The organism is Algoriphagus sp. NBT04N3 (assembly GCF_019443765.1).
GTDB lineage: Bacteria > Bacteroidota > Bacteroidia > Cytophagales > Cyclobacteriaceae > Algoriphagus > Algoriphagus ornithinivorans.
The window spans coordinates 1,109,584-1,134,437 of the sequence record NZ_CP048415.1 but is presented as its reverse complement, the minus strand read 5'-3'; the positions used below and the strand labels follow the sequence as shown (position 1 = coordinate 1,134,437).

The window sequence follows — 24,854 nt, the reverse complement described above, 5'->3', positions numbered from 1 at the left end:
CTGACTTCAAGTTTTTTTTTTAAACTCTCAGCGCCTTCTCGAATCCGTTTCTCCAATAACCATACTAAAAGCAAAAAGTCCTGAAAACAGGACTTTTTGACAGATAATTTATATCAATATTCTGACCGGATCTTCTAATAGGCCTTTTAAAGTCAATAAGAAAGCTGACCCAACTGCACCATCTACTACTCTGTGGTCACAAGAAAGAGTCACTTTCATGATGTTTCCGATTTTCATTTCACCGTCTTTCACAATTACCGTCTCTTTGATACCTCCTACAGCTAGGATACATGCATCAGGCGGATTAATGATAGCGGTAAACTCATCAATGCCAAACATCCCTAAGTTGGAGATTGTGAATGTGTTACCTTCCCAATCTTTAGGCTGCAATTCTTTGTTTTTGGCTTTTCCACCCAACGTTTTTGCCTCGTTGGAAATCTGAGATAATGATTTGCTGTCTGCAAAACGAATAACAGGAACCAAAAGTCCTTCTTCAACCGCAACAGCCATTCCGATATGGATATGGTCGTTGTATCGGATTTTATCACCCAACCAGCTTGAGTTCACTTTAGGATGTTGACGCAAGGCTGCTGCACTTGCTTTGATCACCATGTCATTGAAGGAAATTTTCACTGGAGAAACCTCATTCATACTCTTACGAGCTTCGATGGCTTTATCCATATTGATTTCCATGGTCAAATAGAAATGTGGTGCGGAATATTTGCTTTCCGCAAGTCTCTTCGCAATCACTTTTCTCATCTGAGAAACTTTCTCCTCTGTGAAGCTCTCCTGACCAACCGAAGGCATTACAGCAGATGCAGAAGCAGAAGCTGCCGGAGCAGCAGTTGGAACAAAGTTTTCTACATCTCTTTTAATGATTCTTCCTCCATCACCGGAGCCAGCTACTTGACGAATGTCAATTCCCTTTTCTTCGGCGATTTTCTTTGCCAAGGGTGAGGCTTTAACACGGTCTCCATCAGAAGTTACTGGAGATGGACTTGCGACAGAGCTACTACTAGATGACTTAGATTCTTCAGTTTTCTTAGATTCTGGAGCTTTCTTCTCTTCTTTTTCTTCCTGCTTTTCTTCTTCAGGCTCATCTGATTGCTCCTGAGCTTTCAGCAAAGTCTCATAATCAGCATCTTTTGCACCAATTACAGCAATTACACCGTCAACTGGCACACTGTCACCTTCTTCAACTCCGATGTATAAAAGTGTACCGTCTTCATAAGACTCCAATTCCATTGTAGCCTTATCTGTCTCCACCTCAGCGATGATTTCGCCAGATTTCACACTGTCTCCAACTTTCTTCAGCCATGCAGCAATAGTACCTTCCTGCATAGTATCAGACATCTTAGGCATGGTAATCACCGTAGCGTCGATGTTGGATGTATCTATTTTCTCCGAAGACTTTTTAGGTTTGTCTTCAGATTTTTTCTCTTCAGTCTTTTTCTCTTCCCCTTTAGGAGCTTCTTCTTTCTTTTCATCAGAGCCTCCGTTATCCTTCAACAGGTGCTCGAAGTCTTCCCCCTTCTCCCCGATGACAGCAATGATGCCGTTTACAGGAACTGAATCTTTCTCATTTACTCCGATATGTAAGAGCACACCTTCTTCATAGGATTCAAGCTCCATAGTTGCTTTGTCAGTTTCTACTTCCGCCAGAATATCTCCCGGTTTTACAGAATCTCCGACTTTTTTCAACCATGCAGCGATCACCCCTTCTTCCATGGTGTCGCTCATTTTTGGCATTCTTATTACTTCGGCCATAGGTTATTGCGCGCTAGTTCGTTTTTAAAGTGTCCAAAAATAGTTTTTATAATGTCTTTATTCAAATTTAAAACTAGTATTTTCCCCTCTGATTGAAGCCATAGATAATACATTAAATTGTATGCCTCTGATTACCCATAGCAACTACAAAAGGCCTAAGTGGCTGTTTAATGGCCACTTAGAAACTATTTACCCCGCCATTTTTCGCAAAATAGAGCTCTTAAACGGACAAAGGGAGCGAATTAAAACAGCCGATGGAGATTTTCTGGATTTGGATTGGTACAAGCAAAACTCCTCCCAATTAGTCATCATCAGTCATGGTTTGGAAGGAAACAGTTCCCGTCCCTATATGTTGGGTATGGCCAAAATATTTTTCAAAAATGGCTTTGATGTGCTCACTTGGAATTATAGGGGTTGCGGAGAAGAGCTGAATAAACAGGCAATATTTTATCATTCAGGAGCAACTTATGATTTGGATGAGGTAGTGAAGCACTCAATGCCGCATTATGATCAAATCAGTCTTATTGGTTTCAGCTTGGGAGGAAACCTCACATTAAAGTATCTAGGAGAACAGAAAGGCAAAAATCCAAAAATCAAGAATGGAGTGGCTGTTTCAGTTCCGCTTCACCTTTCATCCAGCAGCAAAAAGATATCTGAAGGCGAAAACATCCTTTACTCCAAAAGATTTCTCAAATCGCTAAGAGAAAAGGTTATGAAAAAGGCAGAAACACATCCTGAGGAAATCCCGGTTCATTTTTTAAAAAACATCAAAACTCTCAGCGATTTTGATGATTATTTCACGGGACCTTTACATGGCTTCAGCGATGCAGAGGAATATTATGAGGTTAATTCATCGATCCATTTTTTGGACCAGATTGATGTGCCTACTTTGGTTTTGAATGCTAAAAATGATCCCTTCCTAAGCGAGCGCTGTTTTCCTGAAAAATTGGGAAAAAGTCTTTCAAAAGTTTATTTCGAATTCCCCAAATATGGGGGCCATGTGGGATTTTCTTCAGGAAATAATTCAATTCCTTACTATTCTGAGCAAAGAGCATTTGAATTTATAGGGATGGATATCTAACTTCCAGCAAATTATGACAAATCATGTGTGGTAGATATTCTTTAAGCAAAAGCAAAATTGAATTGGAAGAAAGGTTTCAGGCAGAAATGCTTCCTGATTTCAACCCTAGGTATAATATTGCCCCAACTCAGCTTTTGCCGGTAATCACTTCCCAAAGTCCAAAGGGATTTTCATTTTTCTATTGGGGAATCACACCTGAATTTGGAAGAAATAAACCAGTCGCTCAAAAACTGATCAATGCAAAAGCAGAATCAGTGCATGAGAAAGTTTCTTTTAAAACCTCTTTTAAACAAAGGAGATGTCTGGTTCCAGCTGACGGCTTTTATGAATGGAAACAATTGGGAAAGAAAACCAAAATCCCCTATCGATTTACCATGAGGGATGATGAGTTATTTGCCTTTGCTGGAATTTGGGAAGAGTATGAAAATATTAATGGAGAAAATCACCATACTTTTTTGATTTTGACCACCTCTCCCAATGAATTGGTTTCTGAAGTGCATGACAGGATGCCTGTCATTTTAAATCGGGAAGATGAAAAGAAATGGCTGGACTCTTATACCGAAGAAAAAGATCTTCTTGCTATGCTGAAGCCATATCAGGCTGAAAAAATGCTCAGCTTTACTGTTTCCCCTATGGTTAATTCAGTGAAGAATGATAGTCCGGCTATCATCAAAAGAACCTCTCCCATGGATCAATTTGGGAATTATACCCTTTTCGGGTAAACAAATGAGGCTTGGATGGTTTTTGTAGAAAGCGCCTAAGTCACGATATTTAGGCCTCCTTTTCGAATATTGACCCAAATTTGCCATAATCGAGTATGACCCAAAATAACCTGTATAGGTGTGATTATTATTCATACGAGATCCAATCTGTCATTTGGCAGGACGGCATGGCGATTGAAAAAAAAGAATAATCACATGAAAAAATCCAGAATATTAGGTGTAGGCCATTATGTACCTGAGCGTGTTGTAACCAACGAAGATCTTGCAGGAATGATGGACACCAACAATCAGTGGATTGTTGAAAGAACCGGAATTCACAGCAGACATTGGTTTACTCCTGGAGTAGACACTATCACTTCCATGTCCAAAGCTGCCACGATTAAGGCTCTTGAAAGAGCTAATGTCACAGCAGAGGAAATAGACTTTATCGTCTTTGCTACCATCACTCCAGATTATTTTATTCCCGGAAATGGAGTCTTACTACAGCGAGAACTCAACTTTAGGGAAATCGGAGCGCTAGACATCAGGAATGCTTGTTCTGGATTTATCTACGCGCTTTCCATCGCCGATCAATTTATAAAAACCGGCATGTACAAAAAGGTGCTGGTAGTAGGTGCAGAAATACAATCCTCTGCCTTGGATAAAAGTGATGAAGGAAGATCCAGTTCAGTCATTTTTGCAGATGGTGCCGGTGCAGTAGTCCTAGGAGCTGTGGAATCTGATCAACCAGGAATTCTTTCTACCCATTTACACTCAGAGGGAAAGTATGCGGAGGAGCTCTATTGTAAAGACCCTGGAAGCAGTAGAGAGGTGAGGCTTTCTCCGGAAATGTTGGAATCAGGAAGCACCTTTTTAAGGATGAACGGAAACGCTGTATTTAAACATGCCGTGGTACGTTTTATGGAAGTAATTCAAGAGGCCTTGAGTCACAATCAATTGGACAAATCAGCCATTGACCTCTTGGTGCCTCATCAGGCCAACTTGAGAATCAGCCAATACATTCAGCAAAAATTGGAAATGCCGGATGAGAAAGTTTTCAACAATATCATGCACATGGGCAATACTACAGCTGCAACTATTCCAATTGCTTTAAGCGAAGCATGGGAACAAGGAAGAATCAAAGAGGGCGACTTGATTTGTTTGGCAGCATTTGGTTCAGGCTTTACTTGGGCTTCCGCTCTGCTACATTGGTAATGGATAAAAAATCAGATAAACTGGATTTGAATCTTTGGGCAGATGAACAGTTGATCCGAAGACAGAATCAGTTGAAATATCAGTTTTGGGAAGTTCTTGGAGCTGTTGGCGATGAATTCCCGAAAAGTGAGCTCAGTCTATACCACAGCAAAGTCAAAGGAAAAAAATTAGCCCAAGGCCAAGATTTAATGGGCCTTCCCTATCAAGTCTTGGATATTTTTAGAGATTTCGACCTAGAGCAAGGATTAAATATTCGCTTGCTCAATTGGTTTGGTAAAGGGGTATATCTTTTTGTTTTATGCGGAACAAATTCACATACCGACTGGGATCTAGAAGAGCTTGACTTTCAAAGATCTTGGACAAGTAGCCCTTGGGAATATTCCGAACTGTTATTAGAGGAGTTTTCGGAAAACGAAAACCTTAACTATATTCAATGGTTTAAAAGGCTACCTGTTTCTTCTGCTCTTAGCCAAAATCAAAAAGATTGGACAGAGGCAATTAGAAAAGTTCTAAACTCCCTTCAGACATTTCTGGCAAAGAAGCAGAAATAGGTTATTTTTAAACAGGAATTCTATTTGTTCGTAGAATACTAAGAATCATTCAAATTAGTTCTCCCCGCAATTTGGCTCAAGCCAGATCATGACAAATAATTTATGAGATATCTAATCATCCTTTTCCTTTTTATAAATTCTTCACTTTTTGCCCAAGAAACCGAATTAGTAAAAATCTTCAGTCCGGATTCCAGCATCATGGCCACTGGTGTGATTAAGCAGGGCAAAAAACAAGGCTTATGGAATTACTACAATCCAAAAAACAATTCCCTTCTAACTAGGGGAAAATTTGAAAACGATATACGTGAAGGCGTTTGGGTTTCATTTTTTCCCAATGGAAAAAAAATGTTAGAAGCAGAGTATAAAAATGGAGTTCTTTTTGGCCCGGCAGAGGTTTATGATAATGATGGTTTTCTTAAAAGGAGGTTGATTTTTCAAGACAGCTTGATAGTTGGAAAATATGTAGAGTACTATGGTAGAACAGGTCAACCAGATTTTGTTGATCCAAAAGCAATTTTTACAGAGGGTCAATATGAAAAAGGGGAAAAATCAGGACAGTGGATTTATTATTATCCTTCTAGTGAAGTTTTAAGAAGAGAGTTTTATAAAAAAGGAGTACTAGACGGACCATTTTTTGAGTATGACGTAGATGGAAAACTCCTAATAGAAGCCACTTATTCCGAAGGAAAACTTGATGGAAAATACACTGCATTCTCCTCCTATAATTATGTACTTGAAACAGGAGAATACAAAATGGGGAAAAAAGTCGGCCCATGGGTGAGATACTTTCCTGACACAAAAACTATAGAAGCTGAAGAATTCTACAATGAAAATGGGGTTAGAGTCGGAACGTGGAAATACTACTATCTTAATAAACGGCTTGCAAGAATTGAGACCTATGAAAACGGTATTGCTGTAGGAACTTGGGAAGAATATTACCCCAACAAAAATGTAGCTAAGCGAAAAACCTATGAGCTGGGAGTTCCGGTAGGTAAATACGAAGAATTTTACGAGGACGGAAAAGTATCTGTCGAAGGGCAATATGCCAACGGTATGAAAACCGGCGTATGGAAAAGTTATTTTCCTGATGGAGTTTTATTCTCTTTAGGCGAGTATAGAAATGATGTCAAAACAGGTCTTTGGAAATACTTTAATAAAATCAGCATCCTGATCGCAGAAGGTGAATACGAATTGGGAATGGAGAATGGGCAATGGGTCTATTATTATGATGGTGGACAATTGAAGACCGTTGGATCCTACAAATTGGGTTTTGAAGACGGAATCTGGGGCTTATTTTATGATAATAAGCAATTGACCCAAGAAGAATTCTGGAAAGAAGGCCGTCTATGGAATGTCTCGGAATACAAGTCCTATGATGGTTCCAAAACGTATGATAAAGGCACCTTAAAGGATGGAGACGGGACCAGAATCACTTACTATATAAATGGCAAAAAAGAATCTGAGGGAGTTTATAAAGAGGGCAAGGCTGATGGTAGATGGATTTTCTATCATGAGAATGGAAGAAAGGCTTCAGAAGGCGCGATGAAAGATGGAAAAAGAGAAGGTCCTTGGAGATATTACAATTCCGCAGGTAGACTGGAAGATTTGATCAATTACAAGAATGATGAGATCGTAGATGGAGACAATCGAACCCAAGATCCATCAGCTTCATTCATTAGGTTTTAAAACCTTTTAAATCCTCTCATGTTCTACCCCTAAAGACTAGATATGTTTGGATTATTTAAGAAGAAATCCGAAGCTGAAAAACTTCAGGATTTGTACAAAAAGAAATTGGAAGAAGCACACAAGATCTCCCACTCTAATAGAACTGCAGCTGATAAATTAATGGCTGAGGCAGAAGAAATAGCAAAGAAAATCGAAAACCTCGCAAAAAACTAAACGCATATTCAAATATTTATAATGCATTTATTTGTATTTCAAGTATTTATGTGTACATTAGATTGATTATTTAAGCTAGTCCGATAGAGCATTTTTTCAACTAGATTAGTTTATTTTAAGGGTGATTGAGCTACGGACGCATACTTAATAATTCTTTTTGAGGCTGTCTTTGTCCAAAGGCAGCCTCATCTTTTTTTATTCCAGTTTAAGAGGGCTAACCCAAAGGCAGAAATCTTTCTAAATCTTTTTGTCAAATATCAATCAATTAAAAATAAATTGATTTTGAAGCGTTGAAATTTGAATCATTTTCTAATTTTTTTAAAAAAGTATTTTTTGAAACCTAAAAATTCCCTTATTTCAGGTACAACTTGAATCTATGAACCTAATAAATCCAAATGCCCTCATCGAAAAGATGGAGGGAGTAGTCGAAATCAAGAGTTATCTCAATAAGATAAAGATCATTAAGAACCTATACCTCAAAGGAGCAAATACAGCCAGTGAAATTTGCAATGAGGTTGGGATCTCACTTCCTACCGTCAACTCCCTTCTCACAGACTTAATGAGTTCGGGAGAAGTCATCAAGCATGGTCGGGCGGAATCTCAAGGAGGGAGAAAGCCTGATCTGTACAGATTAGCGGAAGACGCTTTCTATGTCCTTTCTGTAGATCTTTCAAAGTTTAATATGAATCTTGGGCTATATTCCTGCAATCATACCTTAGCAGTAGCCAAAGAAAGCCACAAGATTGTTTTAGATAATGAAAAAGAAACTTTCGATAAAATCTGTGATATTATAGATCATTATTTAGCCAACACGGGAATAGAATCGGATAAAATCATTGCTATAGGTATTTCTATGCCAGGCCTTGTGGATTCTATGGGGGGTATCAATTATACTTATTTCCGCTTTGGCAAAAAGTCCTTATTGGAAAACTTTGAATCCAGATTCCAGAAAAAGATTTTTATGGAAAATGATGCAAGAGCCATGACTCTCGCTGAATTCAAGTTTGGATCCAATCATTCCTACAAAAATGTATTAGGCCTTTTCGTTGGTTGGGGAATTGGTTTGGGAATTATCATCGATGGTAAAATCTACAGAGGAGCATCTGGATTTGCTGGTGAATTTTCTCATTCACCGATTTTCGAATCAAGAGATGTAACCTGCATTTGCGGAAAGAAAGGTTGCCTGGAAGCAGTTGCTTCAGGAACAGCCATTGTGAAAATGGCTGAGGAGGCTATCAAGCTGGACAAAGACAGTATTCTGGCAAGAATGGTCAGAGACCATGAAGGAGAGTTGGAGCCTGGAATCGTGGTAGAAGCTGCATTAGCAGGAGATCAAAGAGCAATCACTATTCTTTCTGAGGCTGGCTTGGATTTAGGAAGAGGAATATCTATGCTGATCCAATTGCTCAATCCAGAATTGATCATTATAGGTGGATCTGTGGCTGAAGCCAACCAATATTTGATCACGCCAATTCAACAAGCATTAAATATCTACAGCATGGCCAAGTCCAGAGAAAAATCACAATTGGCTCTCTATCAACTGGGACAAGATGTGGGATTAATGGGAGGAGTAGCAGTGGTCAATGAACAGCTTTTTGAAGATGTAATCAGCAGATTAGGATAAGTATTATTCCCATGAGCACCAATAATTCAAAGATCTTTTCTAAGTCACTTTTTTGGATGCTCATGGGACTTTGCCTTTTATCCATTTCAGTGCATGCTCAAGAAAATTTCGAGGCAAAATATCAACAGCTTAAAGCCAGCAAATCCAAAGTCAATTTTAAAAACCAACTGACTGAAGATCAATACAACAACATCCTTCGTTATGAATATTTCTATAATGGTGGCGGAGTGGCTGTCGGTGACTTGGACAATGATGGACTGGATGATATTTTCTTTACTGGAAATATGGTTTCCAATAGGTTATATAAAAATCTAGGAGGTCTGAAATTTGAAGATTTAACCAAGTCAGCTGGAATTGGAGGAAAAAACTCTTGGGCAACGGGGGTAAGTATGGTAGATATCAATGCTGATGGTTTGCTGGATATTTACGTCTCCTACTCGGGAAAAGGTGATGAGCAAAGCCGAAAAAATGAACTTTGGATCAATCTAGGTGGCTTTAAATTCGAAGAAAAAGCAGAAGAATATGGTATAGCGGACCCTTCCAATTCTACTCAAGCCTTGTTCTTCGATTTTGATAGAGATGGTGATTTGGATCTATATCTACTTAATCACCATATCCAAGTCATTAATGAGTTAGAGTTTGATGAAGTCAAGTTGCTGCGACATCCAACCGCAGGCGACAAGCTGTATAGAAATGACAATGGAAAATTTACAGACATCAGTCAATCAGCAGGCATCAAAGGCTCTGCCTTGGGCTTTGGATTGGCAGTCATTGCCTCAGATATCAATGGAGATGGATGGACAGACCTTCTAGTCACTAATGATTACATAGAGCCAGACTACCTTTACATCAATCAAAAGGATGGCACCTTCAAGGACGAATTAACCACCTACTTTCAGCATATTTCCCACTTTTCCATGGGAGCTGATATAGCAGACATCAACAATGATGGGTTGAAAGATATCTACACTTTGGACATGCTACCGGAAGATAACCGAAGACAAAAGCTCCTCTATGGTCCGGAAAACTACGAGCAATATGCATTGATGATCAAAAAAGGCTTTTATCATCAAAACATGAGAAATATGCTCCAACTCAATTTGGGCAATGGAAATTTTTCAGAGGTAGGTCAATTGGCAGAAATATCAAATACCGACTGGTCTTGGTCAGCCTTGTTTTTTGATGCTACCAACAACGGCTTTAAGGACTTGATGGTCACCAATGGATATTTCAGAGACTACACCAATAGGGACTTTTTAAAGTATAAAGGGGACTATTATTTCAAACAGGCCGTAGCAAATCAAAAAGCCGACACTTTGCATTTGGTAACTTCCATGAGCTCCACCCCAATCTCTAATTACTTTTTCCAGAATTTAGGAGATTTGAATTTCAAAAACCGCTCAAATGATTGGGGATTTGAGGAAAAAGGATTTTCCAGTGGAGCTGCCTATTCGGATTTGGACAATGATGGAGATTTGGATTTGATTGTCAGTAATCTGAATGAAACAGCAGGAATATTTGAAAATACCGGGAAGAAAGGAAACTGGATTCAGTTCCAGCTTCAAGGACCGGAATTAAACCCTTTCGGGCTAGGCTCCGAAATCAAAGTATTTAGTAAAGGAAGCCAGCAAATTCAAGAACATCAGGTAGTCCGAGGCTTTCAGTCAAGCAGTACATATAGAGTTCATTTTGGATTGGGAGAAAACTCAATTGTTGATTCGGTATTGATCTCTTGGCCTGATGGTAAAGTTGAAACCATCCAAAATCCCAAAGTCAACAGCATAAATACCTTAAGCTACAGCAATGCTATTACTCCCCATCCGAAAGCTGCTATTTCAAAAACCTTCTTCAGCAAAGTAGAGAAGCTACCTGATTTCAAGCCAAAACCCACTGGATTCAATGATTTCAAAAGACAGCCCTTGATGACTGTCATGCCTGGGGCTATTAGTCCTGTTTTGGCAAAGGGAGATCTAAACCAAGATGGTATTCCTGAAATCTTTATCGGAGGCACCAAAGGTCAGTCTGGAATGATTTTTAGCTTTGACGGAAGTACTTGGTCCAATTATACAGGGTTTAGATCTTCTGATGAATACACCGATGCAGTTGCGATTTTTGAAGATTTCAATGCTGATGGTTGGCTGGATTTATTTATTGGAAGTGGTGGCTATCATGATTATCTAAGTAGTGATGAGGCACTTCAGGACAGACTTTATCTCAATGATGGAACAGGTAAATTAAGCCTTCAAAAAAATTTCCCAGCTTATACCCTATCAACTGGCACTGCCCAAGCATTGGATATCAACCAAGATGGATTTTTGGATTTGTTTGTCGGAGGAAAAGTAATTCCCGGTAGATACCCTGAAATACCTTTCAGTAAAGTCTTAATCAATAATGGTAGCGGAGGATTTTCAGATCAAACAGATCAATATCTCCCTCAAAACGGAAAATTAGGCTTAATTCAAACTAGTATTAATCTAGACCTGAATGAGGATGGATTTCCGGATTTAGTGATCGCAGGAGAATTTATGCCTATTACCGTTTTGATTAATCAGCAAGGAAAAATCTTTAGAAATCAAACAGATGAATACTTTGAGGATAATAGATCAGGATGGTGGACTGCACTTCATGCTACAGATCTAGATGATGATGGGGATCTGGATATCATCGCCGGAAATTTTGGCAACAACTCTCAGTTCAAGGTAAACGATGAAAAAAAGCTCAGGCTCTATGCTTCTGATTTTGATCAAAATGGCTCAATAGATCCGATTTTGGAATGCTACATAGGGGATGAGGCATATCCTTTTGCAAGCCGGGATGAATTACTGGATCAAATGGTCTCCATGAGGAGCAAATTCACTACTTATGAGAGTTATGCTGATGCTAAGTTGCAAGATTTATTTTCGCAGAAAGACTTGGAAGCTGCTCAAATTTTAGAAGCCAACAGTCTAAGCTCATATGTTTTTGAAAACACAGGAACCGGTTTCATTGCCAAGAAACTCCCAACTTTAGCTCAAGCCTTTCCCATTTTTCAAATTCAAACGGGGGATTTTGATCAGGATGGCTATACAGATTTGCTCTTGGGTGGCAATCAAAGGCAAACAAGGATTCGGATTGGCAATATAGATGCCGGGCTAGGATTAGTGCTAAAAGGCAATGGAAAAGGAGATTTCCAAACTACCTACCCAACTGAATCGGGTTTGGCAATTAAAGGAGATATTAAGTCGATTTTATCAATTGAAGTGGCAGGGAAAAAATTCTTACTATTTGGGATTCATGGACAAGCTTTAGAACTTTATCAATACCATGAGAAATAAAGCACGGCAACTGATTATCATTCTTCTATTGGCAGTTGGCCTAAATCAAGTAAATGCGCAATCCATAAATTGGCCAAAGACCTATAAAGAGAAGCTATTTCATCTAACTGAAGTAATGGTCACGGACGTGGCAAGTCCTCCGGTAGCTGCTAGAATCTATGCCTATTCCAACCTAGCCACCTATTTGGCTATTAGAGAGCAAGGAAAGGAATTCAAATACCCGGATTTGCTTGGACCATCTCGGCTAAATAGTCTCGAACTAAAAAGAGATCCAGTCAGTTCACCCGAGTTTTCAGCAATTTATGCCATGCTTTTGGTGGGAGAAGGTATTATGCCTTCAGGTTATCTTTTAAAAGAAAAGAAAGAGAAATGGGTGGATTTTGCTCTAAAAAACAAACTTTTCAAAAAGAAAGAACTGGAGGCGCACATCACCTTTGCTAAAACAGTGGCGAATTCGGTTCTGGCCCAGGCTAAAGCAGATGGGTACCTTGAACTTCCCTCACTAACTAGATATAGCCCCAAGGAAGGTGCTGGCAATTGGTACCCCACTCCTCCGGCTTATATGGGTGCTGTTGAACCTGAATGGAGAACTATTAAAACTTTTTACATTCAGGATTTGAATCAATTTTCTCCAAATCCTATGGCTACTTATGATTTGAAGGAAGGTAGTTCCTTTCGTACCCAATTGATAGAGGTTTATCAAACAGTTAAAAACCTGAATGAGGAACAAAAACTCATAGCCAATTTCTGGGACTGCAATCCTTTTATGGTAGAATTTTCCGGACACATGGCGATGGGTGTAAAAAAAATATCTCCAGGAGGACACTGGATCGGAATAACTGGAATTGCAGCAGAAAAACAGCAGTTAAGCTTTGCAGAAACTGCATACATTCATGCTTTAGTTGGAATGACTTTGCATGATGCCTTCATTTCCTGCTGGAAAGCCAAATATGAAACAGACAGAATACGTCCTGAAACAGTCATAAACAGAGAATTGGACCAAAGGTGGAAGCCATTGCTTCAAACTCCCCCTTTTCCGGAATACACCTCTGGTCACTCTGTGATCTCTCGAGCCTCTGCGGTAGTGTTAACGGGTTATTTTGGACATGATTTTGAGTTTCTGGATACCTCAGAAATTTACTTTGGCTTACCTGAAAGACAGTTTCAGTCCTTTTTACAAGCATCTGAAGAAGCTGCCATTTCTCGATTATATGGAGGTATTCATTTTAGAGATGCAATTGAGGAAGGAGTGGCTCAAGGAGAAAAAATCGGACAAAGCATCTGGAAAAAAATAAGTAACAATGAAGTTTTTATAAGTAAAAAATAACAGCCTTGAAATCGACCCTAGCACTTCTATTATTCTCTTGTTTATTCTGTTTTTCCTGCCAAAAAGAAGAAGCTAAAGAGCCTATTCAAAAGCCAAATATTGTCTTAATTTTCGCAGATGACCTAGGCTACGGTGATTTGGGAAGCTATGGGGCAAGTGAATGGCAAACTCCTAATCTGGATCAAATGGCTGAAGATGGGGCAAAATTCACGCAATTTTATGTTCCTCATGCAGTTTGTTCTGCCTCAAGAGCTGCTTTACTGACTGGAGCTTATGCCAATCGCTTGGAAATCTTTGGAGCCTTGGACCATACTGCCAAGCATGGATTGAACCCAGATGAAACTACGATCGCTGAATTACTCAAAGAACAAGGCTATGCCACAGGCATGGTGGGTAAATGGCATTTGGGTCATTTAGAACCTTTTTTACCGGGCGAACAAGGCTTTGACAGCTATTTTGGATTGCCTTATTCCAATGATATGTGGCCTCATCATCCTGAGGCTAAAGACTATTACCCTCCTCTGCCATTGGTTCAAGGTGATTCCACTCTTGAAATCATGGATGATCAAAGTTTGCTTACCAGTCGATACACGGAAAAGGCCCTAGAATTCATTGAGAAAAATCAAGATCAGCCATTCTTCCTTTATCTGGCCCATTCCATGCCGCATGTCCCTCTTTTCGTATCTGAAAAATTTCAAGGAAAGTCGCCTCAGGGGATGTATGGAGATGTAATTATGGAAATTGATTGGTCCGTAGGTGAGATCCGAAAAAAGTTGAAAGCATTGGGCATGGAGGAAAATACCCTGATAATTTTTACTTCAGACAATGGTCCTTGGCTTTCTTATGGAGGTCATGCAGGATTGACTGGAGGATTGAGAGAAGGCAAAGGCACTTCCTGGGAAGGAGGAATTCGAGTTCCTGCCATTTTCACCTGGCCTGGAAAAATTAAATCAGGGATTGTTCAAAATCAGGCAGCTATGACCGTGGATATTTTACCCACAATTGCTGCAATAACCGGTTCCAACATGCCTCAACTTCCTATTGACGGAAGAAATATATGGCCCATGATTCAAGGAGAGCAGCAGGAGGAAAAGCCTTATTTTGCCTACTATAACCGAAACGAATTACAAGCAGTGATTAATGGAAAATGGAAACTTGTTTTTCCCCACCGGTATAGAGCTCTGCCAGAAGGAACCGTCTTGAGAAATGATGGAATCCCTGTTCAATACACTCATGTAAATTTAGAAAAAGCAGAACTTTATAATTTGGAAATAGATCCTACTGAAAGTAAGGATGTCTCCGAAGCAAACCCGGAAATTCTGGCTAAGCTACAAGGCTATGCTGAAGAAGCTAGGAAAGACATGGGCGATGCACTTACCGGATCAGAAGGTAGCGGCATGAGAAAACATGGGAAGTACGAAAGCCCTGACTAGTTTTGAATTAAGAATTACACCCCAAAAGCGTTCGGGATACGAGGAACTCCCAACTTCTATTCTTCCCCCACGCCTTAAAAAAATGCATGAACGGTGAACGATGAACAAAAATTCCAAATTCTTCCATGCCTACAGCATGGTGAGGGTGTCTGCATATATCATTACTACCTATCTCAAATCCCTCTGGGATTTGCATGACTCTCGGATACATCTTGTCTACTTGGCGGAAGAATCAGTTGGATTTGAAGTAGAACAATGAACCCTGAACCCTGAGCAAGGCTCCTCTCAATAACCTCTCCCCTGACGCCTACTCAATTAATCAATTACTCAGTTACTCGATTACTCATCATGATTCACCCCCTTAAAGAGCTGGACTGAGATTAGTGAATTAAACACTAATTTTATGATTGTGAAAAAAGAACAAAGACGATGGAGTAAGGAAGAAAAAGAGCGGATGCTCTTGGATATCCAGCGATTGGGTGTCATAGCGGGCTGCCGTAAACATGGCATAGCCCCCTCTCAATATTATGACTGGTCCGAACGGTATAACGCCCAAGGGGTTGACGGATTAGAGAACAGACGGGGCAAATCTCAGGAACAGGAGCTGATTCGTCTCCGAAAGGAGTTGGCATTGGCCAAGGAAATTATTGCTGAGAAAGAACTGGAGAAGAAAATGCTGTCTGAGCTTTTAAAAAAAAAGATTGCAGAATGGAACAGAGGAGAGAAGTCGTAAACCGTTATTTGCAACAGGGTTTGAGGACTGCCGCTGCGCTACCTCTCGCCGAAATTCCGAGAAGCACTTACTACTATAAGCCCAAACAGGGAAAAGCAGGAAGAAAGCCTTCTACACATACATCCACGCAGTCTGGGGAATTAATGTCCAATGGTCAGGTAGTGGAGTTGATCAGATCCATCTGTTTAGAGCCTTTTCTGAATTATGGAGCAGACATGATGTGTCTGGAACTTAAAAACAGAGGATTGCTGATTAATAAGAAAAAGGTTTACAGACTGATGAAAGAACACAGACTCCTCTATCCAAAAGGGCCAGGAACGAAACCAAAAGCCGAAAGCGGGTAGTTTCAAACAGTCCCTGTGCGCAATTTCCTTTCCAGACCATTGAACTGGATATCAAGTACATTTATGTTTCGGGAGCAAACAGGACAGCTTATCTGCTTACTGCGCTGGATACATTTAGCCGTTTAGCGCTAGCTTGGACCTTGGATTACAGAATGAAGGCTGGCCAGGTGGTGGCCCTTATTAAGAGGATGTTTCAAGAGTATCCTGAGACTTCGGAGTCCCAACCTTTGCTGCGGATTAGAACCGATAACGGACCTCAATTTATATCTAAAGAACTTCGATCAGCTATTCAGCAGCTACCCTTCGAACATGAATTTATTCAGCCTGGAGTGCCGCAACAAAATGGGCATATCGAATCTTTTCATCACATCGTATCAAAGTCTGTTACCTCCGGTTACGAGTTTCAGGATTTGATTCATGCAAGGGCAGTTTTTTCAGAATTCTTCAGGGTATATAATCGAAAAAGAATCAAAAAGGAGCTTCTTGGAAAATCCCCTGAGCAGTTTTTGTCCCTGTGGAATCAAGAAAAAATAGGGCTAAGGACTAATGGAAAGAAAGTAAAATTTTTCTTCAAGGAGAAACCAAGCCTAGGCTCCGGTTCCCCCTGTGAAGATGTTCATTCTGCAATACGAACAAAATCAATAAATAATTTAAATTCAATACCTCTAACTAATTCTGTCCAGTTTATAGGGGGGTAGATCAATCAATTCCTCATTGGAATATCGAACATCGAATGATGAATGTCGAATAACTAAGTAACCTATAACTCAATAACCCAATCCCACAGCTACTCAACCTATCAACAGTCTACGGAATCCACTTAATATCCTTGAAATTCGGCTTTCTTTTCTCCAAAAAGGCATTTCTCCCTTCTTTAGCTTCTTCTGTCATGTAAGCCAAGCGTGTTGCCTCTCCTGCAAAAACCTGCTGCCCAACCATTCCATCATCGGTTAGATTCATGGCAAACTTGAGCATCTTGATGGAAGTTGGAGACTTTTCTAATATTTCCTGGGCCCATTGGTAAGCGGTTTCCTCCAATTCATCATGAGGAATAACTGCATTCACCATCCCCATTTCATAAGCTTCTTGGGCAGAATAGTTTCTTCCTAAGAAAAATATTTCTCTTGCCTTTTTTTGACCAACCATTTTGGCCAAATAAGCTGAACCATAGCCTCCGTCGAAGCTGGTTACATCAGCATCAGTTTGCTTAAAAATTGCATTTTCCTTACTAGCCAAAGTCAAATCACAAACCACATGCAAACTATGTCCACCTCCAACAGCCCAACCCGGCACTACTGCAATCACAACTTTTGGCATAAAGCGAATCAAACGCTGCACTTCCAAAATATTTAAGCGATGATATCCATCATCTCCTACATAGCCTTGATGTCCTCTGGCTTTTTGATCACCTCCTGAACAAAAGGCCCATTTTCCATCTTTGGAGGAAGGTCCTTCTCCGCTCAACAAAACCACTCCAATAGAGGTATCCTCCTGAGCATCATAAAAAGCATCATAAAGTTCGGCTGTCGTTTTGGGCCTGAAAGCATTTCTAACATCAGGTCTATTGAATGCTATTCTGGCAACCCCATTACACTTCTTGTAGGTGATATCTTCGTATTCTTTGGCAGTAATCCACTCCATGATTTTCGTTTTGGTTAAAAATCAGATTTTTTTGCAAGATAACAGGCTTCTACGGAATTTGTTGATCTTTCGAACCTGAAGTCTGCTTTCCTGAGTTAAAACCTTATGTTTCAATTAAAATATCGTCAACACACTTTTCAAAAGCCTGAAGATTTTATTCAGGTACAATCAGACAATCCTGATTTTTTAAAAGAGGCCTTGGCTTTTTGCCATGCTTGGAAAAATGGAGAAACCCAATTTCATCAACAAACCTCGGGATCAACAGGAGTACCTAAGAACGTTTTACTTGATAGATCCCAAATGGAAGCTAGTGCTAAAGCTACTCAGGGCTTTTTCAAAATAGGTAAAGACACCAAACTACTTTGCTGCCTAAATCCTGCCTACATCGCCGGAAAAATGATGTTAGTTCGGGCTATGGTTTGGGATGCTCCCATACAGATCGTAGCTGCAAGTTCAGACCCACTGAGTGAACTCAATTTGGATGAATTACCTGACTTTGTAGCAATGGTGCCACTACAGGTGAAAAATAGCTTAGAGAAGCCTGAGAGCCTAGAAAAATTGCAGAAAATCAAGCAAGTAATCATAGGTGGAGCTCCCCTTTCCCAAAAATTAAAATCTAAAATAGTCAAACATGGAATTGCTGCTTGGCAAACCTTCGGTATGACAGAAACTGTTTCACATGTTGCATTAGCTCGAATAACTACCGAGCCAGAATTACTTTACAGCACCTTGCCGGGTGTAGAAATCGGCACGGATTCAAATAATGCACTTTGGATAAAATCACCAATGAGTGGGCCTCAAAAGATCCAAACAAATGACCAAATCGAGTTGCTTCCTCCTAATCAATTTATTTGGAAAGGTAGATTGGACTTTGTGATCAATTCTGGAGGAGTAAAGATTCATCCGGAACAAGTTGAAAATAAAATCGAAGATTCAGTTCAAGCCATTTTCCCAGATACCCGATTTCTTGTTAGTTCAAAAAAGGATGAATCCTTAGGACAAAAAGTAGTTCTATTTTTAGAAAGGAATGGTATTGAAGCGGATCAGGTAGAAATTTTAAAAAAGCAACTTGAATTAGTTTTATCTCGTTTTGAAAGGCCAAAGGAGATTATTTGCCTGCCCAAATTTCCTGAGACTGCAAATGGCAAATTAGCCAGAAAAAGCCTGCTTGAATGATACAAATCCTATTGATAGTTTTTCACTTCTTATTTCAAGGACCGAGTTCAAACCAAGATTTAGCAAGTATCTCCTTGACGGTTTCGAATTGCAGATCAAACCAGGGTATGGTAAGAATATTGATTTTTGATCAGGAAAGCGGATTTCCTGACAATAGAAAAAAAGCGATTAAGTCCATCTCACTACCTATAAAAAATCAGGGATCAAAAATTGCCATTTTAGACCTAAAACCAGGGAAATACTCCATTTCAACTTTCCATGATGAGGATGAAAATGGGGAAATCAACAAAAATCCCTTTGGTTACCCAACAGAGAAATATGGATTTTCTAATAACCCGCGAGTAATTTTCTCTACACCTTCATTTGAAAAATGCAGTTTTGAATTGAAAGCCAATCAAGTCAAAGAGATTAATATTGATCTACGCTAAGAAATCATCTTCAGCCAGCCAGTGATGCTGTTTCTTTCCTTCTTTGTAGGGAGCACTTCATGAGGAATTTCAGCGCTTAAAAATACCACTAACCTTCCTGGCATAGGTAAATAGTCCTCAATTCTCTCCGTGCCATCGGGATTGGGGAGATACATGCGTAAAGCCCCTTCATCCGCCTCAGTCCATTGATCATTTACATAGAGGATCACGGTGACTTCCCGATAAGGTACTTGATGGAATTGATCCAAATGCCTCTTGTAGAATGAACCAATTGGATATCTGGCAAAATGCCCTTCAAACGACTTCAACCCCAGAAAACATCTCCTGTTCAAAATCATCTTGATTTCTTCTACACGGTTCCAATATTCCCGCTGTAGGAGGCTCAAGTTCTCTTCATCCATCCAAAGTACTTCGTCACTTCTGATTTCAGGTATTACCTGCTTTTTATCACCTGATCCCACTGCAGCTTTCCGAAACTTCCCTTTTTCGAGTAAATCAGTTTGTTCATCAAAAAGGGCTTTTCTAAAGATCTCATCAACGAAATTATCTATTACCACATAGGATTTGGTATAAATCTCCTCGGCTATCTTTTCCAATACATCTTCCATCAATCGGCTATTTGATTGCAAAATAACTGCTTTATCAGTGGAAAAAATATACTTTTGCACAAACTTCAAGCTATGAGTTCCCCAAAATCAAATGTTACAGGATTAGTTTTCGAATACGATTCAGGAATCACCCCACCTCCCTATGCCCATGTATTTCACATGACATTGGACTGGTCGGGCAAGGAACTTCAAGCTCAACTTCAATTGCACTACACTGATAGAGAGGAACTTTCGGAAGAAGAAATTTTAGATGAAGGCTTTACCCTCAACGATGATTATCAATATGATGGTCCACTTGATCAGGTTTGGGTCAAATCTCTTCAGGAACTGATCTCCACCTCTAGATGGACAGGCAAATCTTTGGACGAAGGAGGGATTAGAATTGGTCTAACCGAATCAGGTAAAGTAAAGGATTATAAAACTCCTGCCAATCAGGAAGAATGGCAATTAATGGCTCAAGATCTAATTCAAGCCATTTATGAAACCACCAAAAAAGAAGCACCTCTTCAGGTCAATTATAGAATAGTCAGTTCTGAAAGCACTATTGATTGCTCCGTAACGGTTCATTTTTCGAATAGAAAGGTGATTTTTGAGCAAAATGGTAAAAGCAGAACCATCAATTGGGAATACGCCATTCAATTGATGAAATTGGTTTTTACGCCGGATTATCATTACGAAATGGCCAAAGAATCACCGGGTACCAAGCGAGGTCATTACATTGACTGTGGTGATGGATATTGGCATGAATTGGGAAAAGGTGTGGTCAATATTGATCCAGCCTTTGATGCAGTTGGGAAAATCCAGGAAGGATTTGAAGGCTTGGTGGAAGAATAATTACCCTTTCAGTTTTTTCAAATCCAATTGAATATCCTTAATCATCTCGCCCAAATCATCCAAACTTAAAGGCTTTTTCTTATCTCCCGGATTTGGGAAATCAGTGCTGATAAAGGCTTTGGCTTCCCATGCCTCCAGTACATCTTCACCTTTTACCTCGAAGGGCTTATAATGTTCATTATCCGATACCAAAAAGAGCTTACCATTTTCGGATAAATAGTTAAAAACCCTCTTGTAAACTACCCCTTCTGTTTGAGTAACGAGCACATAAGTTCTGCCACTTTTGATAGAACTGAGATGATCCACATAGGCACCAATTACGATTGTGCCAGGTATCAGTGGAAGCATGGAATCTCCCGCCAACTCAAAGGCCCTGTAAGTTGCATTGCTTGCTAAATTAGGAAGACGGAATTGCGGTAACTTCTCCATGTATTCCTGATCTGCAAAACCATTCAGATATCCGGCAGAGGCCTTTTGACCCACTAACGTGATATTCTCTCTGTCTTGATCATTTACCGCAATAGTCAAAATGTTCAGATCTCGCTTTTGAATAGCTTTTCTTCCGAGCTTTTCAATATCATGATTGATCAACTCATCCATCCCAACTTCCAATAATTCACAGATCTTTTGCAGGGCCGCAAGCTTGGGTTCTGAACGCCCATCCTCATAGGCAGATATCATAGTTCGCTGCACGTCCAACTGATCAGCTAGATCACTTTGGGTAATGCCTTTTTGCTTTCGCAAAAACCGGAGATTGGAGGCTAGAAAACTCATGCTGAGAATAAATAAAAGTTAGGATCTTCCTGCGCTGGAGCAACCGGAAATAAGGGATTGATATTCCGCTCAGCCATTCTTCTGTTTTCCAGCTTTCGCTGAATTTCCAAAATGATCTCACCTACCGGCTTCGGCTCTGTCATCAAAAGATATCCGTACCTAGGATCCTGATCATCTTCGACAACAAACTTTACCTGACAATTCCCTGATGCCAAATTTTTAGTGGTGATGTTGATTTTTTCTAGCTTTTCCATGATTGACCTGTTTTACGAGTACTAATATAAAATGTTACTTTTATAAACATCAATAGGTTTATAAAATTTACATAAATTTCTGACAGGCATTGTCATTTTTTACTAAAAAGGAGTCTAAATCATAAAATTATCAGGCACTTAGTGCATAGGAAAGACTAAATTTTTACACGATCGGTAAGCTTTCATTTTCACATATGACCGCTCAGCGAAAAGTTCAAACAATTAGTTCTGACAGGACTTTCCTTTGTATCGAAAACTAAAACCAATCTTCGCTTCAAATCAGCGAATTACAGTAAACCTACCAATGAGAGTAAAATTTAGTATCCTGCTATTCTTTTTTGCAACTACCACATTAATAGCCCAAACCTACTCTATCAAAGGACGAGTTCAGGAATCAGGCTCCAAGGCAGCAATCCCTAATGCGACCATCTTACTTCTTCGTGTAAACGATTCCACCCAGGTGGATGGAATGATTTCAGATTTAGATGGAAATTTTGAAATCGAAGATGTACGCGAAGGGGAATATTTATTGAAAGTCCAGTATTTAGGCTATCAAAACCTGTTCAGAAGCCTCCAAGTTGCACGAAATATTGACCTAGGTGTCATATCAATCCAAGAAGAGGCAACTGCTTTAGAAGAAGTAACCATCTCTGCAAGAAGGTCTACCAGTCAGCAAAAGTCAGATACAACAATGTATAATGCTGATGCCTTCAAGACTATGCGGGATGCCAGCGCTCAGACACTGATTGAAAAATTACCGGGAGTAACTTCCGCTGACGGAGCTCTGCAAGCTCAAGGTGAAAATATTGGGCAGATATTGGTGGATGGAAAGCCATTTTTCGGAACTGATGTACGAACAGCCTTACAAAATTTGCCTGCAGAAGTAATTCAAAGCATTGAGATTTTTGATCAGCTAAGCGAAAAAGCCAGATTGAGTGGTTTCGATGATGGAGAAAGGCTTAAAACTATCAACATCATTACTAAGCCAAATAGAAGAAAAGGGCAATTTGGACGTACTTCAGCAGGCTATGGAAGCGATGATCGCTATGTGGTGGGAGCAAGTATCAATGCTTTCAACGAGGATCAGCGCATTACTTTTACCGGACTTTCCAATAATATTAACCTGACTGATTACTCCTCCGATCCCAATGCTCAGGACAATGCGAGGCCTCAAAATGGGATCATTAATACAAATTTGGCTGGCTTAAACTACTCAGATCTTTGGGGTAAAAAGATAAAGGTCTCGGGAAGCTATGTATTCAGTCGCAGAGAAAATATCGGGCAAGAAATACGCTTCCGTGAGTTTATCACAAATAATGAAACGGATCAATTTTATGATGAAGTAAGCAATGATACCAGATTGAACAACCAGCATCAATTTGATATGCGCTTCGAATATAATATTGATGAGAAAAACAGGATCTTATATATCCCTAGATTTTCGGCAAGGTTCGAAACAGAAAACTCAGATTTCTTTGGGGAAACGACCAATGGAGAAGATTTGATCAATTCAGTAGAGAATACTAGAACAGCAAAAAACAAGGATTACGATCTATTCAATCGCTTTTTCTACAGTCACAAATTTGATAAGTCCGGAAGAACCATGACTGTTAGAGCTAGATTGGGAAATAATGCCAATGAGGATAGGGCCAACCGACTGGCTGAAAACCAGTTTTTCTCCCCAACTTTCCGAACTGAAACTATCAATCAACAAATAAACAGAGATCGAACTGGGCTTTCTTGGGAAACAGGAATTTCCTTCACAGAGGCAGTGAGTGAAAGAAGCCAATTTGAATTGGAATATGAAATCGGAAACCGAATTAATGATTCAGACCAGTTGATTTTTGATGTAATCGATGAAACTCCAGGTGATCCTGAATTAAGATTGGATACTGCTTTAAGTAATACTTTTGAAAGCAAATTCTTAACTCAGGAAGTGGAGTTAGGGTATCAATATTCAAAAGATGGCTTGAAATTTCAGGTGGAAGGACAATATCAAAATGCCAAACTGGACAATAGTCAGGGCTTTCCTTTGACTTTTGAATTGCAGCGAACTTTCCAAAGTTTCCAGCCAACTGTCAGAATTGATTATAAATTTTCTGATAACACCAACATCCAATTCGATTACGATACCAGAACCAATGAGCCAAACTTAAGGCAATTGCAACCTGTAGTCGACAACTCCAACCCATTGCAATTGTATGTAGGAAACCCGGATTTGGATCAATCCTACAGTAACCGATTGAGAGTTAGATTCAGAAGCAACAATCCTGAAACAGATAGAAACTGGTTCCTTTTTGCTCAATCTTCTTTTGTGAAAAACACAATCAGTAACAGTTCTTTTATTGCTCAGGAAGCGACAGAAATTGAAAATGGAATCATCTTGGAACAGGGCAGTCAGTTGTTTAGACCGGTAAACTTAGACGGCTATTGGGATTTTAGATCTTGGTTGAGTTATGGTATTCCTGCAGGATTTATCAAGTCCAATTTCAATATGAATTTTGGAGCTGCTTACACCAAAAGACCCACATTAGTGAATTTCCAAAACGGTTTTAATAATTCCAGAAGACTCAGCACTGGATTTTCCATCAGCAGTAATATCAGTGATCAGATTGACTTTAACATCTGGACAAGATTTTCCTTCAATGATGTAGAAAACACGCTCAATCCGAATTTGAATAACAAGTTTTTCAATCAGAGAGGTAGAATCAATTTCAACTGGATCATTTGGGAAGGTTTTGTGTATAGACTGGATTTGACTCACCAAGTGAATTCTGGCCTTTCCGAAGGCTTCGATACTAATTTCACCTTGGTTAATATGAGTTTGGGCAAGAAGATCTTCAACAATCAGCGAGGAGAAATCAGCTTGAATGTCTATGACCTATTCCGACAGAACAACAACATTCGCAGAAATATCTCTGAGACTTTTATTGAGGATGTGCAAACCAACGTTTTGCAACGCTATGTAATGCTGACCTTCAGTTATAATATCCGAAGATTCAGTAAAGGAATGGACATGGATGATTACAATGAACTGATCAATACCGGAGATGACGGGAGAGTAAGGGGTGGTAGGTAGTAATGATGAAGGCTAAAATCAAAAATCTGAAAATTGTCAGAGACCTTGATTTAGATATCGGATTTAGGAAT

23 protein-coding genes are annotated in these 24,854 nt (G+C 39.7%); 18 read left to right on the top strand and 5 right to left on the bottom strand.

Annotation, left to right across the window (positions count from 1 at the left end; all coding sequences use genetic code 11):
* Window positions 1-108 precede the first annotated feature (108 nt).
* On the bottom strand, window positions 109-1,767 hold the full coding sequence (locus GYM62_RS04850; protein WP_219958546.1) for a pyruvate dehydrogenase complex dihydrolipoamide acetyltransferase: 1,659 nt from the start codon (window positions 1,765-1,767) through the stop codon (window positions 109-111).
* Window positions 1,768-1,888: 121 nt separating this feature from the next.
* Between GYM62_RS04850 and GYM62_RS04845 the strand changes: the two genes are divergently transcribed.
* The 14 genes from GYM62_RS04845 to GYM62_RS04780 all read left to right on the top strand — a co-directional run bounded on the left by GYM62_RS04845 (window position 1,889) and on the right by GYM62_RS04780 (window position 16,687).
* Complete coding sequence (locus GYM62_RS04845; protein ID WP_219958545.1) at window positions 1,889-2,848, top strand: YheT family hydrolase; 960 nt, start codon at window positions 1,889-1,891, stop codon at window positions 2,846-2,848.
* A 23-nt stretch (window positions 2,849-2,871) separates the two neighbouring features.
* Window positions 2,872-3,570 carry an SOS response-associated peptidase gene (locus GYM62_RS04840; protein ID WP_219958544.1) on the top strand — a complete coding sequence of 233 codons (699 nt, stop codon included), beginning with the start codon at window positions 2,872-2,874 and terminating at the stop codon, window positions 3,568-3,570.
* Between the two features lie 195 nt (window positions 3,571-3,765).
* Complete coding sequence (locus GYM62_RS04835; RefSeq protein WP_219958543.1) at window positions 3,766-4,764, top strand: 3-oxoacyl-ACP synthase III family protein; 999 nt, start codon at window positions 3,766-3,768, stop codon at window positions 4,762-4,764.
* Window positions 4,764-5,315 (top strand): hypothetical protein, encoded by a 552-nt coding sequence (locus tag GYM62_RS04830; RefSeq protein ID WP_219958542.1) that lies wholly within the window; start codon window positions 4,764-4,766, stop codon window positions 5,313-5,315. The genes GYM62_RS04835 and GYM62_RS04830 overlap by 1 nt, the downstream gene beginning before the upstream one ends.
* A gap of 102 nt (window positions 5,316-5,417) precedes the next feature.
* Window positions 5,418-7,001, top strand: coding sequence for a toxin-antitoxin system YwqK family antitoxin (locus tag GYM62_RS04825; protein ID WP_219958541.1), 1,584 nt, complete (start codon window positions 5,418-5,420; stop codon window positions 6,999-7,001).
* A gap of 42 nt (window positions 7,002-7,043) precedes the next feature.
* Window positions 7,044-7,214 carry a Lacal_2735 family protein gene (locus tag GYM62_RS04820; RefSeq protein ID WP_219958540.1) on the top strand — a complete coding sequence of 57 codons (171 nt, stop codon included), beginning with the start codon at window positions 7,044-7,046 and terminating at the stop codon, window positions 7,212-7,214.
* A 376-nt stretch (window positions 7,215-7,590) separates the two neighbouring features.
* Window positions 7,591-8,838: an ROK family transcriptional regulator gene (locus tag GYM62_RS04815; protein ID WP_219958539.1), complete on the top strand. Its 1,248-nt coding sequence runs from the start codon at window positions 7,591-7,593 to the stop codon at window positions 8,836-8,838.
* A gap of 11 nt (window positions 8,839-8,849) precedes the next feature.
* Window positions 8,850-12,152 (top strand): VCBS repeat-containing protein, encoded by a 3,303-nt coding sequence (locus GYM62_RS04810; protein WP_219958538.1) that lies wholly within the window; start codon window positions 8,850-8,852, stop codon window positions 12,150-12,152.
* Complete coding sequence (locus GYM62_RS04805) at window positions 12,142-13,479, top strand: vanadium-dependent haloperoxidase (RefSeq protein WP_219958537.1); 1,338 nt, start codon at window positions 12,142-12,144, stop codon at window positions 13,477-13,479. Before GYM62_RS04810 ends, GYM62_RS04805 begins: the two co-directional genes overlap by 11 nt.
* 5 nt (window positions 13,480-13,484) lie before the next feature.
* Window positions 13,485-14,912 (top strand): sulfatase, encoded by a 1,428-nt coding sequence (locus GYM62_RS04800; RefSeq protein WP_255590559.1) that lies wholly within the window; start codon window positions 13,485-13,487, stop codon window positions 14,910-14,912.
* A gap of 100 nt (window positions 14,913-15,012) precedes the next feature.
* Complete coding sequence (locus tag GYM62_RS04795; protein WP_219958536.1) at window positions 15,013-15,171, top strand: hypothetical protein; 159 nt, start codon at window positions 15,013-15,015, stop codon at window positions 15,169-15,171.
* Between the two features lie 144 nt (window positions 15,172-15,315).
* On the top strand, window positions 15,316-15,645 hold the full coding sequence (locus GYM62_RS04790; RefSeq protein WP_219956957.1) for a transposase: 330 nt from the start codon (window positions 15,316-15,318) through the stop codon (window positions 15,643-15,645).
* On the top strand, window positions 15,621-15,989 hold the full coding sequence (locus GYM62_RS04785; RefSeq protein ID WP_219958535.1) for an IS3 family transposase: 369 nt from the start codon (window positions 15,621-15,623) through the stop codon (window positions 15,987-15,989). The genes GYM62_RS04790 and GYM62_RS04785 overlap by 25 nt, the downstream gene beginning before the upstream one ends.
* Before the next feature lie 38 nt (window positions 15,990-16,027).
* Window positions 16,028-16,687, top strand: a complete 660-nt coding sequence (locus tag GYM62_RS04780) for a DDE-type integrase/transposase/recombinase (protein ID WP_219959409.1) — start codon at window positions 16,028-16,030, stop codon at window positions 16,685-16,687.
* Between the two features lie 109 nt (window positions 16,688-16,796).
* Here the strand turns inward: GYM62_RS04780 and GYM62_RS04775 are convergent, their stop codons facing one another.
* Entirely contained in the window at window positions 16,797-17,630 is an 834-nt protein-coding gene (locus GYM62_RS04775; RefSeq protein ID WP_091655297.1) for a 1,4-dihydroxy-2-naphthoyl-CoA synthase, read from the bottom strand.
* 105 nt (window positions 17,631-17,735) lie between these two features.
* Between GYM62_RS04775 and GYM62_RS04770 the strand changes: the two genes are divergently transcribed.
* Window positions 17,736-18,806, top strand: a complete 1,071-nt coding sequence (locus GYM62_RS04770; protein ID WP_219958534.1) for an AMP-binding protein — start codon at window positions 17,736-17,738, stop codon at window positions 18,804-18,806.
* Window positions 18,803-19,234 carry a DUF2141 domain-containing protein gene (locus GYM62_RS04765; protein ID WP_255590558.1) on the top strand — a complete coding sequence of 144 codons (432 nt, stop codon included), beginning with the start codon at window positions 18,803-18,805 and terminating at the stop codon, window positions 19,232-19,234. Before GYM62_RS04770 ends, GYM62_RS04765 begins: the two co-directional genes overlap by 4 nt.
* Here the strand turns inward: GYM62_RS04765 and GYM62_RS04760 are convergent.
* A complete protein-coding gene (locus GYM62_RS04760; protein WP_255590556.1) occupies window positions 19,231-19,902 on the bottom strand; it encodes a 2OG-Fe(II) oxygenase in 672 nt (223 codons plus the stop codon). The genes GYM62_RS04765 and GYM62_RS04760 overlap by 4 nt on opposite strands.
* 12 nt (window positions 19,903-19,914) lie before the next feature.
* Here GYM62_RS04760 and GYM62_RS04755 point away from each other — a divergent pair, with 12 nt between their 5' ends.
* On the top strand, window positions 19,915-20,676 hold the full coding sequence (locus tag GYM62_RS04755) for a hypothetical protein (RefSeq protein WP_219958532.1): 762 nt from the start codon (window positions 19,915-19,917) through the stop codon (window positions 20,674-20,676).
* On the opposite strand, the gene GYM62_RS04750 is transcribed toward GYM62_RS04755, so the two are convergent.
* The gene (locus GYM62_RS04750) at window positions 20,677-21,450 is read right to left on the bottom strand and encodes a LexA family transcriptional regulator (RefSeq protein ID WP_219958531.1); all 774 of its coding nucleotides are present in this window, start codon (window positions 21,448-21,450) and stop codon (window positions 20,677-20,679) included.
* On the bottom strand, window positions 21,447-21,704 hold the full coding sequence (locus tag GYM62_RS04745; RefSeq protein ID WP_091655302.1) for a hypothetical protein: 258 nt from the start codon (window positions 21,702-21,704) through the stop codon (window positions 21,447-21,449). Before GYM62_RS04745 ends, GYM62_RS04750 begins: the two co-directional genes overlap by 4 nt.
* A gap of 304 nt (window positions 21,705-22,008) precedes the next feature.
* Here GYM62_RS04745 and GYM62_RS04740 point away from each other — a divergent pair, with 304 nt between their 5' ends.
* Entirely contained in the window at window positions 22,009-24,783 is a 2,775-nt protein-coding gene (locus tag GYM62_RS04740; RefSeq protein ID WP_219958530.1) for an outer membrane beta-barrel protein, read from the top strand.
* The last annotated feature ends 71 nt before the right edge of the window (window positions 24,784-24,854 follow it).

What these genes read in the sequence shown, in the direction of transcription:
- GYM62_RS04750 (WP_219958531.1), bottom strand. Translation starts at nt 21,450, where the DNA reads ATGAGTTTTCTAGCCTCCAATCTCCGGTTTTTGCGAAAGCAAAAAGGC.
- GYM62_RS04850 (WP_219958546.1), bottom strand. Translation starts at nt 1,767, where the DNA reads ATGGCCGAAGTAATAAGAATGCCAAAAATGAGCGACACCATGGAAGAA.
- GYM62_RS04810 (WP_219958538.1), top strand. Translation starts at nt 8,850, where the DNA reads ATGAGCACCAATAATTCAAAGATCTTTTCTAAGTCACTTTTTTGGATG.
- GYM62_RS04830 (WP_219958542.1), top strand. Translation starts at nt 4,764, where the DNA reads ATGGATAAAAAATCAGATAAACTGGATTTGAATCTTTGGGCAGATGAA.
- GYM62_RS04740 (WP_219958530.1), top strand. Translation starts at nt 22,009, where the DNA reads ATGAGAGTAAAATTTAGTATCCTGCTATTCTTTTTTGCAACTACCACA.
- GYM62_RS04805 (WP_219958537.1), top strand. Translation starts at nt 12,142, where the DNA reads ATGAGAAATAAAGCACGGCAACTGATTATCATTCTTCTATTGGCAGTT.
- GYM62_RS04765 (WP_255590558.1), top strand. Translation starts at nt 18,803, where the DNA reads ATGATACAAATCCTATTGATAGTTTTTCACTTCTTATTTCAAGGACCG.
- GYM62_RS04785 (WP_219958535.1), top strand. Translation starts at nt 15,621, where the DNA reads ATGGAACAGAGGAGAGAAGTCGTAAACCGTTATTTGCAACAGGGTTTG.
- GYM62_RS04825 (WP_219958541.1), top strand. Translation starts at nt 5,418, where the DNA reads ATGAGATATCTAATCATCCTTTTCCTTTTTATAAATTCTTCACTTTTT.
- GYM62_RS04820 (WP_219958540.1), top strand. Translation starts at nt 7,044, where the DNA reads ATGTTTGGATTATTTAAGAAGAAATCCGAAGCTGAAAAACTTCAGGAT.
- GYM62_RS04840 (WP_219958544.1), top strand. Translation starts at nt 2,872, where the DNA reads ATGTGTGGTAGATATTCTTTAAGCAAAAGCAAAATTGAATTGGAAGAA.
- GYM62_RS04770 (WP_219958534.1), top strand. Translation starts at nt 17,736, where the DNA reads ATGTTTCAATTAAAATATCGTCAACACACTTTTCAAAAGCCTGAAGAT.
- GYM62_RS04775 (WP_091655297.1), bottom strand. Translation starts at nt 17,630, where the DNA reads ATGGAGTGGATTACTGCCAAAGAATACGAAGATATCACCTACAAGAAG.
- GYM62_RS04795 (WP_219958536.1), top strand. Translation starts at nt 15,013, where the DNA reads ATGAACAAAAATTCCAAATTCTTCCATGCCTACAGCATGGTGAGGGTG.
- GYM62_RS04755 (WP_219958532.1), top strand. Translation starts at nt 19,915, where the DNA reads ATGAGTTCCCCAAAATCAAATGTTACAGGATTAGTTTTCGAATACGAT.
- GYM62_RS04745 (WP_091655302.1), bottom strand. Translation starts at nt 21,704, where the DNA reads ATGGAAAAGCTAGAAAAAATCAACATCACCACTAAAAATTTGGCATCA.
- GYM62_RS04790 (WP_219956957.1), top strand. Translation starts at nt 15,316, where the DNA reads ATGATTGTGAAAAAAGAACAAAGACGATGGAGTAAGGAAGAAAAAGAG.
- GYM62_RS04845 (WP_219958545.1), top strand. Translation starts at nt 1,889, where the DNA reads ATGCCTCTGATTACCCATAGCAACTACAAAAGGCCTAAGTGGCTGTTT.
- GYM62_RS04815 (WP_219958539.1), top strand. Translation starts at nt 7,591, where the DNA reads ATGAACCTAATAAATCCAAATGCCCTCATCGAAAAGATGGAGGGAGTA.
- GYM62_RS04835 (WP_219958543.1), top strand. Translation starts at nt 3,766, where the DNA reads ATGAAAAAATCCAGAATATTAGGTGTAGGCCATTATGTACCTGAGCGT.